Source organism: Stenotrophomonas sp. YJH_SMC_79, assembly GCF_059367995.1.
In genome coordinates this window covers 632,819-648,066 of sequence record NZ_JCAFRK010000001.1, presented here as the reverse complement: position 1 = coordinate 648,066, position 15,248 = coordinate 632,819, and the positions used below count along the sequence as shown (strand labels likewise).

13 protein-coding genes are annotated in these 15,248 nt (G+C 67.7%); 8 read left to right on the top strand and 5 right to left on the bottom strand.

The genetic code is table 11. The features are described 5' to 3' along the window. The first annotated feature begins 56 nt into the window (after window positions 1-56). From aptA to AC5P57_RS03055, 7 genes are all read left to right on the top strand, one after another. Window positions 57-1,409, top strand: a complete 1,353-nt coding sequence (gene aptA, locus AC5P57_RS03085) for an omega-aminotransferase AptA (RefSeq protein ID WP_262236249.1) — start codon at window positions 57-59, stop codon at window positions 1,407-1,409. A gap of 63 nt (window positions 1,410-1,472) precedes the next feature. Then, window positions 1,473-2,351 carry a ParB N-terminal domain-containing protein gene (locus AC5P57_RS03080; protein WP_099552617.1) on the top strand — a complete coding sequence of 293 codons (879 nt, stop codon included), beginning with the start codon at window positions 1,473-1,475 and terminating at the stop codon, window positions 2,349-2,351. A gap of 118 nt (window positions 2,352-2,469) precedes the next feature. Beyond that, on the top strand, window positions 2,470-3,756 hold the full coding sequence (locus tag AC5P57_RS03075; protein ID WP_495219427.1) for a DUF445 domain-containing protein: 1,287 nt from the start codon (window positions 2,470-2,472) through the stop codon (window positions 3,754-3,756). 271 nt (window positions 3,757-4,027) lie between these two features. Continuing rightward, window positions 4,028-6,226 (top strand): TonB-dependent siderophore receptor, encoded by a 2,199-nt coding sequence (locus tag AC5P57_RS03070; RefSeq protein WP_262236247.1) that lies wholly within the window; start codon window positions 4,028-4,030, stop codon window positions 6,224-6,226. 106 nt (window positions 6,227-6,332) lie between these two features. Beyond that, window positions 6,333-6,647: a DUF3649 domain-containing protein gene (locus AC5P57_RS03065; RefSeq protein WP_099552614.1), complete on the top strand. Its 315-nt coding sequence runs from the start codon at window positions 6,333-6,335 to the stop codon at window positions 6,645-6,647. Beyond that, on the top strand, window positions 6,644-8,272 hold the full coding sequence (locus AC5P57_RS03060) for a PepSY-associated TM helix domain-containing protein (RefSeq protein WP_262236246.1): 1,629 nt from the start codon (window positions 6,644-6,646) through the stop codon (window positions 8,270-8,272). The genes AC5P57_RS03065 and AC5P57_RS03060 overlap by 4 nt, the downstream gene beginning before the upstream one ends. Then, window positions 8,269-8,598, top strand: a complete 330-nt coding sequence (locus AC5P57_RS03055; RefSeq protein WP_262236245.1) for a DUF3325 domain-containing protein — start codon at window positions 8,269-8,271, stop codon at window positions 8,596-8,598. The genes AC5P57_RS03060 and AC5P57_RS03055 overlap by 4 nt, the downstream gene beginning before the upstream one ends. Window positions 8,599-8,753: 155 nt before the next feature. On the opposite strand, the gene rlmKL is transcribed toward AC5P57_RS03055, so the two are convergent. Further along, a complete protein-coding gene (rlmKL, locus tag AC5P57_RS03050) occupies window positions 8,754-10,892 on the bottom strand; it encodes a bifunctional 23S rRNA (guanine(2069)-N(7))-methyltransferase RlmK/23S rRNA (guanine(2445)-N(2))-methyltransferase RlmL (RefSeq protein ID WP_262236243.1) in 2,139 nt (712 codons plus the stop codon). 145 nt (window positions 10,893-11,037) lie between these two features. After that, window positions 11,038-11,565, bottom strand: a complete 528-nt coding sequence (locus tag AC5P57_RS03045; RefSeq protein ID WP_142807621.1) for an alpha/beta hydrolase — start codon at window positions 11,563-11,565, stop codon at window positions 11,038-11,040. 72 nt (window positions 11,566-11,637) lie between these two features. Here AC5P57_RS03045 and AC5P57_RS03040 point away from each other — a divergent pair, with 72 nt between their 5' ends. Continuing rightward, on the top strand, window positions 11,638-12,204 hold the full coding sequence (locus tag AC5P57_RS03040) for an N-acetylmuramoyl-L-alanine amidase (protein ID WP_099552609.1): 567 nt from the start codon (window positions 11,638-11,640) through the stop codon (window positions 12,202-12,204). A 285-nt stretch (window positions 12,205-12,489) separates the two neighbouring features. Here AC5P57_RS03040 and AC5P57_RS03035 read toward each other — a convergent pair whose 3' ends face one another. From AC5P57_RS03035 to AC5P57_RS03025, 3 genes are all read right to left on the bottom strand, one after another. Further along, a complete protein-coding gene (locus AC5P57_RS03035; RefSeq protein ID WP_262236242.1) occupies window positions 12,490-13,392 on the bottom strand; it encodes a sulfurtransferase in 903 nt (300 codons plus the stop codon). Continuing rightward, window positions 13,389-14,192 carry a CoA pyrophosphatase gene (locus AC5P57_RS03030; protein ID WP_099552607.1) on the bottom strand — a complete coding sequence of 268 codons (804 nt, stop codon included), beginning with the start codon at window positions 14,190-14,192 and terminating at the stop codon, window positions 13,389-13,391. The genes AC5P57_RS03035 and AC5P57_RS03030 overlap by 4 nt, the downstream gene beginning before the upstream one ends. 215 nt (window positions 14,193-14,407) lie before the next feature. Further along, window positions 14,408-15,109, bottom strand: coding sequence for an FKBP-type peptidyl-prolyl cis-trans isomerase (locus tag AC5P57_RS03025; RefSeq protein ID WP_005408797.1), 702 nt, complete (start codon window positions 15,107-15,109; stop codon window positions 14,408-14,410). Window positions 15,110-15,248 lie beyond the last annotated feature (139 nt).

Here is a 15,248-nt window from a genome sequence, read left to right as displayed (position 1 = left end):
ACTCCGCCGTGACGTGGCTGCGCTACATTCTCCCCATCGGACCTGATGGAGCTGGCATGAAGCGTCCCGCGAGCGACCTGCACGATCTGGCTACCCAACGCCCGCAGTCACTGGAGGCGTACTGGATGCCGTTCACCGCCAACCGCCAGTACAAGGCAGCGCCGCGTGTACTGGTGCGTGCCGAGGGCATGCACTACGAGGATGTCGACGGCCGCCAGATCCTCGATGGCACGGCCGGCCTGTGGTGCTGCAACGCCGGCCACGCGCGTCCCCGCATCGTGGAAGCCATCGTCGAGCAGGCGCGCACGCTCGACTACTCGCCGGCCTTCCAGATGGGCTCGCCGCCCGCATTCGCGCTGGCGCAGCGGCTGGCCGCATTGGCACCAACGCCACTGAACCATGTGTTCTTCACCAGCTCCGGCTCGGAGGCGGTGGATACCGCGATGAAGATCGTGCTGGCCTACCACCGCCAGCGCGGCGAGGGCCAGCGCACGCGCTTCATCAGCCGCGAGAAGGCCTACCACGGCGTCGGCTTCGGCGGCATGGCACTAGGCGGCTTGCCCAACAACCGCAGGGCGTTCGGCCTGCAGCTGGGCGGCGTGGACTACCTGCGCCACACCCTGGACCTGCAGCGCAATGCGTTCAGCAAGGGCCTGCCGCGCCAGGGCGCTGAACTGGCCGACGACCTGGAGCGGCTGATCGCGCTGCATGACGCCTCGACCATCGCGGCGGTCTTCGTCGAGCCCATCGCTGGGTCCGCCGGGGTGATCCTGCCGGCGCCGGGCTACCTGCAGCGCCTGCGCGAGCTGTGCGATCACCACGGCATCCTGCTGGTGTTCGATGAGGTCATCACCGGCTTCGGCCGGGTTGGCATGCCCTTCGCCGCACAGCGCTTCGGGGTCACACCGGACCTGCTGACCTTCGCCAAGGCGGTCAGCAACGGCGCGGTGCCACTGGGGGGTGTGCTGGTCAGCGATGCGGTGCACGCTACGCTGATGCAGGCGCCGCCGCAGGCCATCGAGCTGTTCCACGGCTATACGTGCTCTGGCCACCCGCTGGCCTGTGCGGCCGCGCTGGCCACGCTGGAGGTCTACGCCGAGGAGCGCCTGTTCGAGCGGGCCATCGAACTGGGCGAATACTGGCAGGAACGGCTGCATGCGCTGCAGGGTCTGCCCAACGTGATCGACATCCGCAACTTCGGGCTGGTCGGCGCCATCGAACTGGCACCACGTCGCGATACCCCAGGCAGCCGCGGCTACGAGGTATTCCGGCGCTGCTTCCACGACGGCGGGCTGCTGGTGCGCTGTACCGGCGACATCATCGCGCTGTCGCCGCCGCTGATCGTGGACAAGGCGCAGATCGACCAGATCACCGGCACGCTGGGCGAGATGATCCGGGCCACCGCCTGAGCCCGGGCCGGCGGCGGCGAGCGGGTACAATGGGCGGTTCCGCTCCTGCTCGCTGCCGTGCCCATGGATATCGTCGTCAAAGAAGAACTCAAGGCCTATATCGACCCGCTGACCGCGGACGAACATGACGCGCTGGAGCGCAGCATCCTTGCCGAAGGCTGCCGCGATGCACTGGTGCTGTGGGGCGACGTACTGGTCGATGGCCATAACCGCTTCGGTATCTGCCAGAAGCACGGACTGCCCTTCAACACCGTGCAGAACACCCGCTTCCAGAGCATGGAAGACGTGCACCTGTGGATGATCGAGCAGCACCTGGGCCGCCGCAGCGTATCCGACTTCCAGCGCGGCGTGCTGGCGCTGCGCAAGCGCGACATCCTGGCCGCCCGCAAGCAGGTCGAGCAGGCCCAGCTGCAGCGCGAGAGCGATGGCACGGCCGAGATGGCCGATGAGGCTGGTGAAGACGGCCCGCCGTGGGAGCCGGCACCGAAGGTCAGCCGCGCCGAACTGGCCCGCGAAGCCAAGCTGAGCACCAGCCAGGTCGGCATGATCGAACGCATCCATGCCCAGGCCGCGGCCGAGGTGGTGGAAGCGGTGAAGGCCGGCATGATCTCGATCAGCGCCGCCGCGGCCGTGGCCGACCTGCCCGAAGAAGAACAGCGCGCCGCCGCCGCCGGTGGCAAGGACGAGCTGAAGCAGGCCGCCAAGCGCGTGCGCGAGTCCAAGCGCAAGCCGCGCGCGCCGAAGCCTGAACCGGCCGAGATGGATTTCGAGGAAGCGGATGAGGACGAGATCGCCAGCCGCGATGCCGAAGTGCTGTCGGCACTGGAACAACTGGGCGAGGATGCACCGGCGCTGCGCCGTCGCGTGGTCGCCCTGACCCGCGAGAACGACACCCTGCGCGCGCAGCTGGCCGCGCTGCGCAAGCAGCTCGAAGCGCTCTGAACCAACGGGTAGTGCCGGCCGCTGGCCGGCACCCCCATGAACGTTCCGGGTGCGTTGAGGATGCCGGCCAGCGGCCGGCACTACCAGATGCTCATGCCGTGCCGGTTAGACTCCCCGCATGACGTCTGCCATCGATCCGCGCCGCGCTCAGCTGCGGCGCCTGAAAGCCCTCGCGCTGGGCCTGCTGCTGTTGATGCTGGCCGGTTTCGCGGTCAGCCACTGGCAGGGCGAGCGCGGCATCTGGGCCTGGGTTTCGGCTTTCTGCGAAGCCGCGGCCGTGGGCGCGCTGGCCGACTGGTTCGCCGTGGTCGCGCTGTTCCGGCGGCCGATGGGCCTGCCGATTCCGCACACCGCGATCATCCCGCGCAGCAAGGAGCGCATCGGCGACAGCCTGGCGCTGTTCGTGCGCGACCAGTTCCTGGAGCCGGGCGTGCTGCTGGCCAAGCTGCAGGTATTCGATCCGGCCAGCCGCCTTGGCAGCTGGCTGGCCGACCCGGCACGCTCGCGCATGCTGGCCGACATGGCCCGCGGCTGGGCGCTGCAGGCGCTGGATTTCTTCGACGAAGCCGCCGTGCGCCGGCAACTGCACGGCTTCGTGGTACAGCAGCTGCGGCAGTGGAATGCAGCTGCCACTGCCGGTGAACTGCTGGCCCTGCTGACCGCCGATGGTCGCCATCAACGCGTGCTGGACGAGGGCCTGCAACGGCTGGGCCGCTGGCTGGAGCAGCCTGAGGTGAAAGAACGCGCCTCGCAGCTGATCGTGCGCTACATCCAGCGCGAATGGCCGACGCTGTCGAGCACGGTGAACTGGGTCAAGCCGATCGATGAGATCGGCGACAGCCTGGCCGAACGCCTGGCCCGCGCGGTGCTGGAAGAGCTGCAGCAGGTGCTGGCCGAGCCGCAGCACCCGCTGCGCCAGGACTACGAGACCTGGTTGCAGAACTACGTGCAGCGCCTGCGCGAGGATCCGGCGCTGGCCGAGCGCATCGAGCAGCTCAAGCAGGAAATGATCGACCACCCGGCCCTGCAGGAGTACGTGCAGGGGCTGTGGGCGCGCATCCACGCCAGCCTGCGAGCGAACCTGCAGCGCGAGGATTCGGCGCTGGTCGGCCACCTGCAGCGCAGCCTGGGTTCGCTCGGTGCCAGCCTGCAGGCCGACCCGGCGCTGCGCGAGGCACTGAACCAGCATCTGATGGAAGGTGCGCAGCGCCTGACCGGGCGCCTGCGCGAAGGCGTGACCACGCATATCGCGCAGACTGTGAAGGGCTGGGACGAGCGGCACCTGGTCGAACAGCTGGAACTGAGCGTGGGCCGTGACCTGCAGTTCATCCGCTTCAACGGCACCCTGGTCGGCGGGCTGATCGGCCTGCTGCTGCACGCTGCGACGGTCCTTTTCCGCTTCTGAAGCCTCCCTGCACGGGAGCGGGCGCCGTCACGCTTGATTAACGAAATGCGAATGCCTATCATTTGCTAATCGGTTGTACGCTTAGCCAAGCGGGGCACGGAAGCACGCACCCACCCGCCCCTTCGCCCGTGTACATCCCCCGACTACCGGGTCACCCGCATTGCGCGGGTGGCGCACCGTCGATGGGACTCGCTGGGCGACGTGCGCGGAGCGCACGGCTGCTGCGTCCGCGCATTCCATCGCCTGTTTCGTCCTGCATGGAATCGCACCGATGGCAATGCCGCTGAACCTCCCTCGTCCCTCTCTGCTGGCCCTGGCCGTGACTGCACTGATGATCGCTCCGCTGGCACACGCCGACGGCACCGCCGAATCTTCCGCGCGCACGCTGGACACCGTAAAGGTGACCGCCGATGGCGAGATCCCGAACAGCTACACGGTAAAGAACGCGCGCAGCGCGACCAGGCTGGACCTGTCGTTGCGCGAGACGCCGCAGTCGGTGACGGTCATCACCCGCCAGCGCCTGGACGACATGGGCCTGTTCTCGCTGTCGGACGTGATGGGCCAGGTGACCGGCGTCAGCGTGTCGGTCACCGACAGCGAGCGCATCAACTATGTCTCGCGCGGCTACACCATCGACAATTTCCAGATCGACGGCATGCTCAACACGTTCGGTGGCTCGGTCAAGACCAATACCGACAACGTGATCTACGATCGCATCGAGGTGATCCGTGGCGCCACTGGCCTGACCACCGGCGCCGGCGATCCCTCCGGCACCATCAGCATGATCCGCAAGCGCCCCACCGATACCTTCCAGATGGGCGCCAACCTCACCGTGGGACGCTGGGGCAACCGCCGCCTGGAAGCCGACCTCGGTGGTCCGGTTGCCTGGGACGGACGCATCCGTGCGCGCGTGGTCGCGGCCAAGCAGCAGAGCGATTCGTTCCGTGATGTCTATTCGCTCGACAAGGATGTGTTCTACGGCATCGTGCAGGCCGACCTGAGCGACAACACGCTGTTCGAAGTGGGCTACGAATACCAGTCGCCCCGTACCACCGGCGTGACCTGGGGCGTGGTGCCGTACTGGGGTGCCGATGGCACGCCAGCCAACCTGCCACGCTCGACCAACCTGTCGGCCTCGTGGAGCGCCTGGCCGATCGTGGAGAAGACCAGCTTCGCGCGGCTGGAGCAGCAGCTCGGCAACGGCTGGTCGGTGAAGGGCAATATCAGCCACGCCGTGCGTGATACCGACGGCAGCGTCTGGTACGGCGCAGCCGGCAATCCGCGTGCCGATGGAACCGGCGTCACCGCCTACATCTCGCACTTCAACGAGCACAGTACGATGGACGTGTTCGACGTCAACGTCGGTGGCCCGTTCCAGCTGTTCGGTCGCGAGCATGAACTGGTGTTCGGCCTGGGCCAGTCGGTGCGCAAGGGCGAGTCGGAAGGCATGGACTTCGACTACGACGATGCCTATGCCATGGTGCCGGACTGGCGCCACTGGACCGGCAATGTGCCGGTGCTTCCGGTAACCCGGCTGGGCAGGCTGTCGTCGCAGAATGAACTGCGCCAGCGCGCAGCCTACGTTGCCGCGCGCCTGCGCCTGGCCGACCCGCTGCTGGCGGTGGTCGGCGCGCGCTACGGCAGCTGGGAAACCCGCAGCTGGGCTTATGGCTACGATGCCAATGGCAACCGCAACCGCACCACCCGCACCGGCTACAGGCCGGACGACATGCTCACCCCGTATGCCGGCCTGGTCTACGACTTCAATTCGATCTTCAGCGGCTATGTCAGCTACACCGACATCTTCAAGCCGCAGAACTACCGCGACCGCAATGGCAACTACCTGGAGCCGGTGGTTGGCAACATGTACGAAGCGGGCGTCAAGGCCGAGTTCTTCGGCGGCCTGCTCAATGCCTCGGCCGCCGTATTCGAGGGCAAGCAGGACAACGTCGCCGAGATCGATGATTCGGTGCCGGTGAACTCGCTGCCCGATGGCAGCCAGGCCTACCGCTCCACCGGCAAGGGCAACAAGGTCAAGGGCTGGGAGATCGAAACCCAGGGCAGCATCGGCGAGCAGTGGAACGTCTCGGCCGGTTTCGCCCATACCGTCATCCGCAACAAGGACGGCGTCCTGCAGCGGACCACCGCCCCACAGGACACCTTCCGGCTCAACAGCAGCTGGCGCCCCGGCGGTATCGACGGTCGCTTCTGGCTGGGTGGTGGCGTGACCTGGCAGAGCAGCATCTGGAACAACAGCACCAAGGCCGATCGCAGCAAGGCCAGGATCACCCAGGACGCGTTCTACCTGGTCAACCTCGCCGGCGGCTACCGCTTCAACGAGAACTTCAGCGCCCAGCTGAACATCAACAACCTGCTGGACAAGAAGTATTTCAACAACGTCGGTTTCTACAACGGCGTGTACTGGGGCGAACCACGCAATGTCACCGTGACGCTGCGCTGGAAGCTCTGACCCTGATGGATGGCACCGGTTCTGCGACCAGTGCCAGGCCAGGGATGGCCTCCTCCGGCGCACAGTGGTGCGCCGGCCTTCTTCCACTGAAACCTGCAGGAATGCCGTGGACCGCTCGCCCGCAACCGCCAGCCCCCGCACCTTCTTCTCCAACCCGCGCTGGGGCGTGCTGTCACGTTCGTTGGCCGCGATCTTCGGCGGCTATGCGCTGGCCTCGGTGACCAGCGTGTTCTGCGCGGTGGCGCTGCCCGGCGCGCGCGGGCAGACCGTGCTGACCGGCATGCTGCTGGCGATCCTGGTCGCCGCCTGTGCCGCACTGTGGGCATTCGCCACCCGCAGCGCGCTGCGCGCATGGGTGGGCATCCTCGTCCCGGCCCTGCTGATGGCAGGCATTGCGCGCCTGATGGGGGCCTGGGCATGAAGAACGGATTCCGCCAATCGATGGCCTGGCTGCACACCTGGACCGGACTGCTGGTCGGCTGGTTGCTGCTGCTGATCTTCATGGCCGGCACAGCCAGTTACTACCGCGAGGAAATCAGCCGCTGGATGCGCCCGGAGCTGCCGGCCAACAAGGTCAGCATCGATGTGTCCGCGCAGCGCGCGGTGGACTACCTGCAGGCCAATGCCGGCCAGGCCGAGAACTGGTTCGTCACACTGCCGCAGCCGCGCAACCCGGCCATGCAGATGTTTTGGCGGTTGCCACCGGAGCTGGCCGACCCCAGCCGTGGCCGCCGCGGTGGCTTCGGCGACGCCACGCTGGACCCGAACACCGGCCAGGAGTTGAAAGCGCGCGAGACCCGCGGCGGCGACTTCTTCTACCGCCTGCACTTCGACCTGCACTACATCCCGGTGCTGTGGGCGCGCTACCTGGTCGGCTTCTGCGCGATGTTCATGCTGGTGGCGATCATCACCGGCGTCATCACCCACAAGAAAATCTTCAAGGACTTCTTCACCTTCCGCAAGGACAAGGGCCTGCGCTCCTGGCTCGACTTCCACAACGTCAGTGCGGTGATGGCGCTGCCGTACCACGCGATGATCACCTACACCGGCATTGTGACGTTGATGATCATGTACCTGCCGTGGGGGGTGAAGGTGGCCTACCCGCAGGATGAGGACAAGTTCTTCTTCGAGGCCTTCGGTGGCATGCCGGAGGTGACCGCACCGGCCGAAGGCCGCGCCGCGCCGCTGCCGATCGCACAGCTGCTGGACAGCGCACGCGCGCATTGGCACGGCGTGGAAGTGGCCGGCTTCACCGTGTCCAATCCGGGCGCGGCCAATGCGGTGATCGATATCCGCCAGCGCGACGGCAAGCGACTGTCCACCGACACCCCGGCCGTGCGCTACAACATGGTCAGCGGTGCGCTGCTGGAAGAAACACCGCCCTCCGGTGGCGCCACCGCCACCCGTGGCGTGCTGTACGGCCTGCATCTGGCACGTTTTGCCGACTGGGGCCTGCGCGCGTTGTTCTTCCTGTCCGGCCTGGTCGGCTGCCTGATGGTGGCCAGCGGCGTGGTGCTGTGGGCGGTGAAGGAACGGCCGAAGCATGCCAAGAGTGGACACACCGGCTTCGGCCTGCGCCTGGTCGATGCGCTGAACATCGGCACCGTCGCCGGCCTGCCAATCGCCTTCGCAGCCTACTTCTGGGGCAATCGCCTGCTGCCGCTGGACATCGCCGAGCGCTCCAGCGCCGAGGCCAACGTGTTCTTCTATGCCTGGGGCGCGGCACTGCTGGCGGCCTTCATCTGGCCCAAACGGATGATGTGGGCGTGGCAGCTGTACCTCGGTGCGGCGGCGTTCGCGCTGGTGCCAGTGGTCAATGCCCTGACCACGCACGCCCACCTGGGCGTCACGCTGCGCAGCGGTGATTGGGTGCTGGCCGGCTTCGACCTGTCGATGATCGCCTTCGGCGCGATGCTGGCACTATGCGGCTGGCGCATGCAGCACTGGACGCCACCGCTGTCTGCGGCCGAGAAGAAGAAGCGCGCCGCTGCAGCAGCAGCGCCGAAGGCATCAGTCGAAGCGACCGAAGCGGAGGCCAGCGCATGATGCTGCTCGCTCTGACGCTGTCGTTCTCTGCGTTCACCGCCCTGTCGCTGGCGATGGAAAAGCACCAGCACGACCTGCATGGCAAGGCCGCTGCCGCACCCGCACGGCGGATGCAGTGGCGGGTGCTGGGCTGGGCGCTGCTGACGGCGGCGTTCGCACTGTGCGTGGCCGACCACGGCTGGGCGATGGGCCCGGTGCTGTGGCTGGGCGCGATGACCGTGGCCGGCGTGGCACTGTCGTTCGGGCTGTACCCGTACCGCCCGAAATGGATCGCGGTGTTGGCGATCGTGCTGCCGGTGTTGGGGCTGGTGGTGGCGGTGCTGTAGCCGCCATCCACGCATGGCGTGGATCTACTGAACAACCATCCACGCGTGGCGTGGATCTACCGGCCAGATATGGGTAGTGCCGGCCGCTGGCCGGCATCCCATGAACCCTCTGCGGATCTGACACCGTTGCCGGCCAGCGGCCGGCACTACCGGAATTACCCCAACCGCTTCAGCTCCCACGCGCGGTGGATGCGCGCGTTGCGCTCGAAGTCCGGACCAATCGTGCGCGCGGTGATCTCGCGGCACTGGGCGAACTCGGCGATGGCGTTCTCTTCCAGCTTGAAGCGTCGGAAGTTGTTGGAGAAGTACAGCACGCCGCCCGGCGCCAATCGTGCCACCGCCGCGCGCAGCAGCTTCAGCTGCTCGCGCTGCACGTCGAAGTCGTCGGCACGGGCGGAGTTGGAGAAGGTCGGCGGATCGCAGAAGATCACGTCGTACTGCCCACGGTCGCCCTCCAGCCAGGCCATTGCATCGGCCTGCACCAGCAGATGCTGGTTGCCGCCCTGCCCGTTCAAGGCCAGGTTGTCGTAGCACCACTGCAGGTAGGTCGCCGACAGGTCGACGCTGGTGGTGCTGGCGGCACCGGCCACGGCGGCCTGCACGCTGGCCACGCCGGTGTAGCAGAACAGGTTGAGGAAGCGCTTGCCGCGCACCTGCTCGGCCATCATCCGGCGCAGCGGGCGATGGTCGAGGAACAGGCCGGTATCGAGGTAGTCGAACAGGTTCACCTGCAGCAGCGCGTTGTTCTCGCGCACCACGATGAATTCGTCGCGCTGCTCGAAGCGGCCGTACTTGCTGCCGCCCTTGCCGCGCTCGCGCGACTTCATCGAGACCTGCTCCGGCGGTACGCCGAACACTTCACGCGCGGCGGCCAGCAGTTCGTTGCGGCGACGGCGCACGTCGTTCTCCGGAATCGCGGCCGGTGCGGCGTACTCCTGCACATGCAGGAAGGTGCGGCGCTTGCCACCCTCTTCCTCGTAGACATCAATGGCGGCCGCGTATTCCGGCAGGTCGGCGTCATAGGCACGGAAGCAGGTGATGTCTTCACGGGTGCGCCAGCTCTTGAACTTCTTCAGGTTCTTGCGCAGGCGGTTGGCCACCATCTGCGCACCTTCGCTCAGTTCGCGTGGCTGCGCCGGGTCGCGGCCCGGCACAGCGATCGGGTCGCAGACGATCAGCGCGCATTCCAGCGCACCGTTGAACATCTGGTACTTCTTGCCGGCGCGCAGGCCGGTGGCAAAGGCCAGTTCGTCGTTGCCACACAGCAGGCTGGCGCGCCACTGCGGCACGGCCTTCTGCAGGGCATTGCCCAGTGCACGGTAAAGCGCCGGATCGGCGGCCAGGCGTTCGTCGTACGGCGGATTGCAGACCACCGCGCCGATCTCCTGTTCGGGCGCAGCCAGGTCGGCCACGTCGGCGCGGGTGAAGCGGATCGCATGAGCGACGCCCGCGACCTCGGCGTTCTCGCGCGCCGCCTGGATGGCGGCCGGGTCGATGTCGCTTCCGTGGATGACCGGCTTCAGCGCGGCCAGGCCAGCGGCTTCGCGATCACGCGCTTCGCTCTGGATGGCCTTCCAGGCGGCCTTGTCGAAGCCCAGCCAGCGGCTCGGCGGCAGGCTGCCATGGCGCATCAGGCCGGGAGCGACGTCGGCGGCCATCAGCGCGCCTTCGATCAGCAGCGTGCCGCTGCCGCACATCGGGTCCAGCAGGCCACCGCCGGCGGCATGCAGGCGCGGCCACTGCGCGCGCAACAGCAGCGCGGCGGCCAGGTTTTCCTTCAGCGGTGCCTCGTGGGCGGCGCCACGCCAGCCACGGCGATGCAGCGGGCCACCGCCGAGGTCGATCGACAGCGAGGCACGGCCCTTGCGCAGCGACAGGTTCACGCGCACGTCCGGCAGGTCGGTGTTGACCGACGGGCGCTCCAGGCCTTGGTCACGCATGCGGTCGACGATGGCGTCCTTGATCCGCTGCGCGGCGAAACGCGCATGGGTGATCTTGTCGCCGGACACGTGCGCGTCCACCGCCAGGGTCATCTCCGGCTTGATGTGCTCCTGCCAGGGCAGCGCACGCACGCCGTCGTACAGGGCCTGTTCGTCCGGGCATTCGAATTCGTCGATCGGCCACAGCACGCGGCTGGCCAGGCGCGACCACATCACGATCCGCAGCGCCTGCTCCAGTTCGCCCTCGGCGTTGACGCCGGCAATGGTGGCAGTGGCCTTGCCAAGGCCCAGGGCCGACAGTTCATCGGCAAGCAGGTATTCCAGGCCCTTGGCGCAGGAGACGTAGAATTTCACGGGATCGGTTCGCAGGTGGTCGGGCGCGGCACAGGGGCCGGGCCGGTCGGAAAGGAGGGCCGCAAGCACGGCCAGCAGGCCCGCGCCGGGGGCGGCGGGGCTGCCATTGTAGTCAAAGCGGGCGGGCGCGCCGTGCGCCCGGGCTTCACAGTTGCCGTAGCAGGCGCTCGAAGGCCTGCGCGGAGGCCTCCACATGGTGTTCCAGGCGGTGGCCGTCATCGACCAGCAGCAGCTGCGCGGCGCGCGCCTGTGCCCAGGCGATGACCCCGGCGGCCGGGACCACATCGTCATGCCAGGCCTGCACCACCGTGGTCGGCACCGCGGCGGCATCCAGTGCCGGCATCGGGCCCATGGTGGTCGGCGGCACCATCAGGAACAGGCCGGCCACCGGCACCTGCAGCGAGGCGATGGCGGAGATGTAGGCGCCCAGGCTGGAGCCGGCCAGCACCACCGGGCCCTGCCGGGCGGCAAGGGCGGTGCGTTCGACCAGGCGGCGCAGGCGGGTCGGCACGTCGCCTACCCGGCTGACCTCGCTCATGGCGTCCAGGTCGGTGTAGTCGGGGCGCTCGTGGGTCCAGCCCAGGCGCTGCGCCACCTCCGCCAGCGCGGTGACCTTGGTCGCTTCCGGGCCGCTCTCGAAGCCGTGGGACAGGATGCAGTGGCCGCGGCTCACGCGCAGGCTCCGTGCGCGCGGTTCGACAAGGAAAGGGAAGGCAGGTTCATGCCGCAATGCTAGCATCGCCGGATGCCCAACCCGCTCCTGCCCGGCCTGCAGCTGCAGCCCCTGCCCTACGAAGACCGTCTGCCGCTGCGCGACCCGGCCACGCTGGAGATGGTGGTGATCCACTGCACCGAGCTGCCCGATCTGGTGATGGCGCGGGAGTACGGGCAGCGCGTGCTGTACGACAGTGGCGCCGGCAACAGCGGCCATTTCTACATCGACCGTGATGGCCGCGTGGTGCAGTACGTGGCACCGGAACGCGTGGCCCACCACGTACGCGGCATGAACGCGCATTCGCTGGGCATCGAGCTGGTCAACACCGGGCGCTACCCGCACTGGTTCGACAGCCGTCACCAGGCGATGGACGAGGCCTACACCGAGGCGCAGCTGGTAGCGCTGGAGGCGCTGCTACTGGCGCTGGTGGCGCGCTATCCGTCGCTGCGGCGGATTGCCGGGCACGACCAGCTGGATCTGGAGCAGGTGCCGGCCAGCGACGACCCGACGCTGATGGTGGCGCGCAAGCGTGATCCGGGGCCGTTGTTCCCATGGGCGCGGGTGCTGGCGAAGGTGCCGTTGCAGCCTGTTGGGTAAGCGGCAGGGCTGCGCCCTGCACCCGCAGAAGCAACGTCAACGTCAAAAGCCGGCATTCGGTGGGATGGCGGGGTGGATCCGGTTGCGGGGGACGCCGTAAACCCGTCCCTGGGGCTTGGCCGCGGCATCCATGCCGCGGACACCCCCGCAACCGGACCCACCCCGCCTTCGACAGTTTCCCGCTGCTGTTGGTGGGTGCCGACCGTTGGTCGGCACGGGGTCGAATCGATCGGAGGGTGCCTTTGTAGAGTCGAGCCGCGCTCGACTGCGTTTTGCCCGGATCGCTCAGGCGCCGGTCGCCACCGGGCGGCTGCTGTCGCTGACCCACCCGCTCCACGAATCGGCGTAGACACGCGCGCCGGACAGGCCGGCCGCTTCCATCGCCAGCAGCAGATGGCAGGCGGTCACGCCGGAGCCACACATCAGCACCACCTGCTGCGGATCACGGTTGCCGATCACGCCCTGCAGTTCGGCGCGCAGCGCCTGTGCGTCGCGCAGGCGGCCGTCGAGTACGTTCAATGCGAACGGGCGGTTGACCGCGCCAGGCACGTGGCCGGCGACCGGGTCCAGCGGCTCGACTTCACCGCGGAAGCGCTCACCCGCGCGCGCGTCGACCAGCCAGCCCTGCGCATGCTTCAGCCGCGCGGTGATTTCATCGGCATTGGCGATCTGTGTGGTGTCGAAGCGGCCCGGGTAGGCAGGCAACGCCGTCACTTCAGTCTGGCCGCTCGCCAGCGCGTGACCAGCCGCCTGCCAGGCGGCGATGCCGCCGTCGAGCACGGCGACCCTGCTGTGACCCATCAGGCGCAGCAGCCACCACAGGCGCGAGGCGGCCATGCTGCCGTCGCTGCCGTCGTAGACCACCACCTGGGTGTCGGGGCCGATGCCCCACTGCCCCAGCTTTGCGGCAAAGGCATCGCTGTCCGGCAGTGGATGGCGACCATGGCCGACGCGCGACAGATCGGACAGGTCACGATTGAGATCGGCATACACCGCACCCGGGATATGACCTGCCAGATACTGGCCGCTTCCCGCCTGCGGGTCGGCCAGCGAGGAACGCGCATCAACCACGCGCACCGCGGTGCTGGCGGTGGCGCGTGCGTCGACCACGCGGATGCCCTCGCCCAACGTGGCAGCCAGGGGGGCGACATCGACCAGGGTGGTCCACGGCGGATCGATCAGGTTCATTGCACTTGCTCCAGGCGGCGACGCAGGTTGTAGAGAATGGCCGCGGTGGCGCCCCAGATGCGCTGGCCGGGCCAGCCGTACTCAAGGACGTGGCGGATGCGGCCGCGATGGTTGATTTCGACCTGACGCAGGTTGTCGGCCGCCATCAGGTAGTCCAGCGGCACCTCGAACACCTCGGCCACTTCGCTGGGCTGCGGCACCGGCACGAAGTCCGGATCGACCACCGCCACCACCGGGGTGACCCGATAGCCGGTGATCGTCACGAAGGGATCCAGGTAGCCCAGCGCCTGCACCTGGCCGGGCGCCAGTGCGATTTCTTCCTGGCTCTCGCGCAATGCCGCCGCCAGTGCGTCGCGGTCGTCGGGCTCGGTGCGGCCGCCGGGGAATCCGACCTGGCCACCGTGCGTGCGCAGGGTTTCGGTGCGGCGGGTGAGGATCACCTGCGCGCCATTGGCACGCGGCACGATACCCGCGAGCACGGCCGCCTCCACCGGAGGGCCGGACGGCAACAGGTCGATCAGCTCGCTGCGGTTCCAGCCGTCGCCGGCCGGCGGTTCGGCCAAGGGGTGCAGCGCGCGCATCAGTCGTTCGTGGTCGGCCAGCGAGCCGCGCAGTGATTGCTGGAGTTGCGCGCGCAGCGGCTGCACGCGATGCAGGATGCGACTGCGTTCGTCGTGGCTCATCGACGACCACCGTGCGATTTCATCGATATGCCGCCCGCAGCCGGTGCACTGCCGGTGCGGATCCAGCGTGCACACTCCGATGCAGGGACTTGCGACAACACGCGCCGATTCTTCCATTGTTTGCACCCGCCAACAGTAGCGCGAATGGGCTGGATTTGTGCGGGTGGCCCGGCCGGACGGTAGAGTCGACTGTCAGTCGACGCGCGCGCAGCGCGGGCGTCTTCTTGATGTGACCCAAGTGCAGTCGACTGACAGTCGACTCTACCGTCAGGAACTGCGCAAACAAAAACGCGCCGGTGGAATCACCGGCGCGTTTCGTTTACGACTTCGATTTACTTGACGCTGACCAGCTTGATCTCGAACTGCACAGCCACGTTCGGCGGGAACGGGGTGCGCGGGTCGGCACCGTAGGCCTGGTCCGGCGGCAGGGTGACTTCCCACTTCGAGCCTGCCGGCATCTGCAGCAGGGTCTCGCGCATGGCCTTCATTTCGACTTCGCTGACCTTGATCGACGGGATCTGCTGGGCCGGGCGGGCTTCGGTCGGGCGCTGGCCGTACGGGAACGGACCGGCCACTTCCAGCTGCACGGTGCTGGCCTGGGTCGGCTTGGCACCCTTGCCGGCCTCGATCACGCGGTACTGGACGCCGCTCGGCAGCGACTGCACACCGGCCTTGGCCTTGTTCGCCGCGATGAACTGATCGCTCTTGGTCTTGTTTTCGGCAGCAGCCTTTTCGTACTCGGCCTTGGCAGCCTGGGCACGGCCCTGCTCGCGCTTCTGGAACGCTTCAACGGCCGGCTTCAGCTGCTCGGCGGTGATCGCCGGCTGCTTCTTGGCGTAGGCATCCTGCAGGCCCTTCACCACCGAGTTGATGTCCAGCTGCTCACCACGACCGGTCAGCTCCGCCAGGTTGTTGCCGTAGTCGTAACCGAAGTAGTAGCTCAGCTTGCCCTTTTCGGACGAAACGTCCTGGGCGAAGGCATTGCCCGTCAGGGCCAGGGCCGCGACGGCGACCGCGATAGAACGCAACTTCATCAAACAGTTCTCCAGGGGTGGTAACTCAGGGACGTTCTGCGCCGCCCTGAGGCGACGGGTTAGGATAACGGGCGCAACGTGTAACCGCTACTCACGATGCAGGCTATGACCCGTCTGCGTTCGCGGAGTTCAATATCAC

Bases quoted from the DNA above. Each gene is read 5' to 3' on its own strand.
- aptA (WP_262236249.1), top strand. From the start codon at position 57: ATGAAGCGTCCCGCGAGCGACCTGCACGATCTGGCTACCCAACGCCCG.
- AC5P57_RS03080 (WP_099552617.1), top strand. From the start codon at position 1,473: ATGGATATCGTCGTCAAAGAAGAACTCAAGGCCTATATCGACCCGCTG.
- AC5P57_RS03075 (WP_495219427.1), top strand. From the start codon at position 2,470: ATGACGTCTGCCATCGATCCGCGCCGCGCTCAGCTGCGGCGCCTGAAA.
- AC5P57_RS03070 (WP_262236247.1), top strand. From the start codon at position 4,028: ATGGCAATGCCGCTGAACCTCCCTCGTCCCTCTCTGCTGGCCCTGGCC.
- AC5P57_RS03060 (WP_262236246.1), top strand. From the start codon at position 6,644: ATGAAGAACGGATTCCGCCAATCGATGGCCTGGCTGCACACCTGGACC.
- AC5P57_RS03055 (WP_262236245.1), top strand. From the start codon at position 8,269: ATGATGCTGCTCGCTCTGACGCTGTCGTTCTCTGCGTTCACCGCCCTG.
- AC5P57_RS03040 (WP_099552609.1), top strand. From the start codon at position 11,638: ATGCCCAACCCGCTCCTGCCCGGCCTGCAGCTGCAGCCCCTGCCCTAC.
- AC5P57_RS03035 (WP_262236242.1), bottom strand. From the start codon at position 13,392: ATGAACCTGATCGATCCGCCGTGGACCACCCTGGTCGATGTCGCCCCC.
- AC5P57_RS03030 (WP_099552607.1), bottom strand. From the start codon at position 14,192: ATGGAAGAATCGGCGCGTGTTGTCGCAAGTCCCTGCATCGGAGTGTGC.
- AC5P57_RS03025 (WP_005408797.1), bottom strand. From the start codon at position 15,109: ATGAAGTTGCGTTCTATCGCGGTCGCCGTCGCGGCCCTGGCCCTGACG.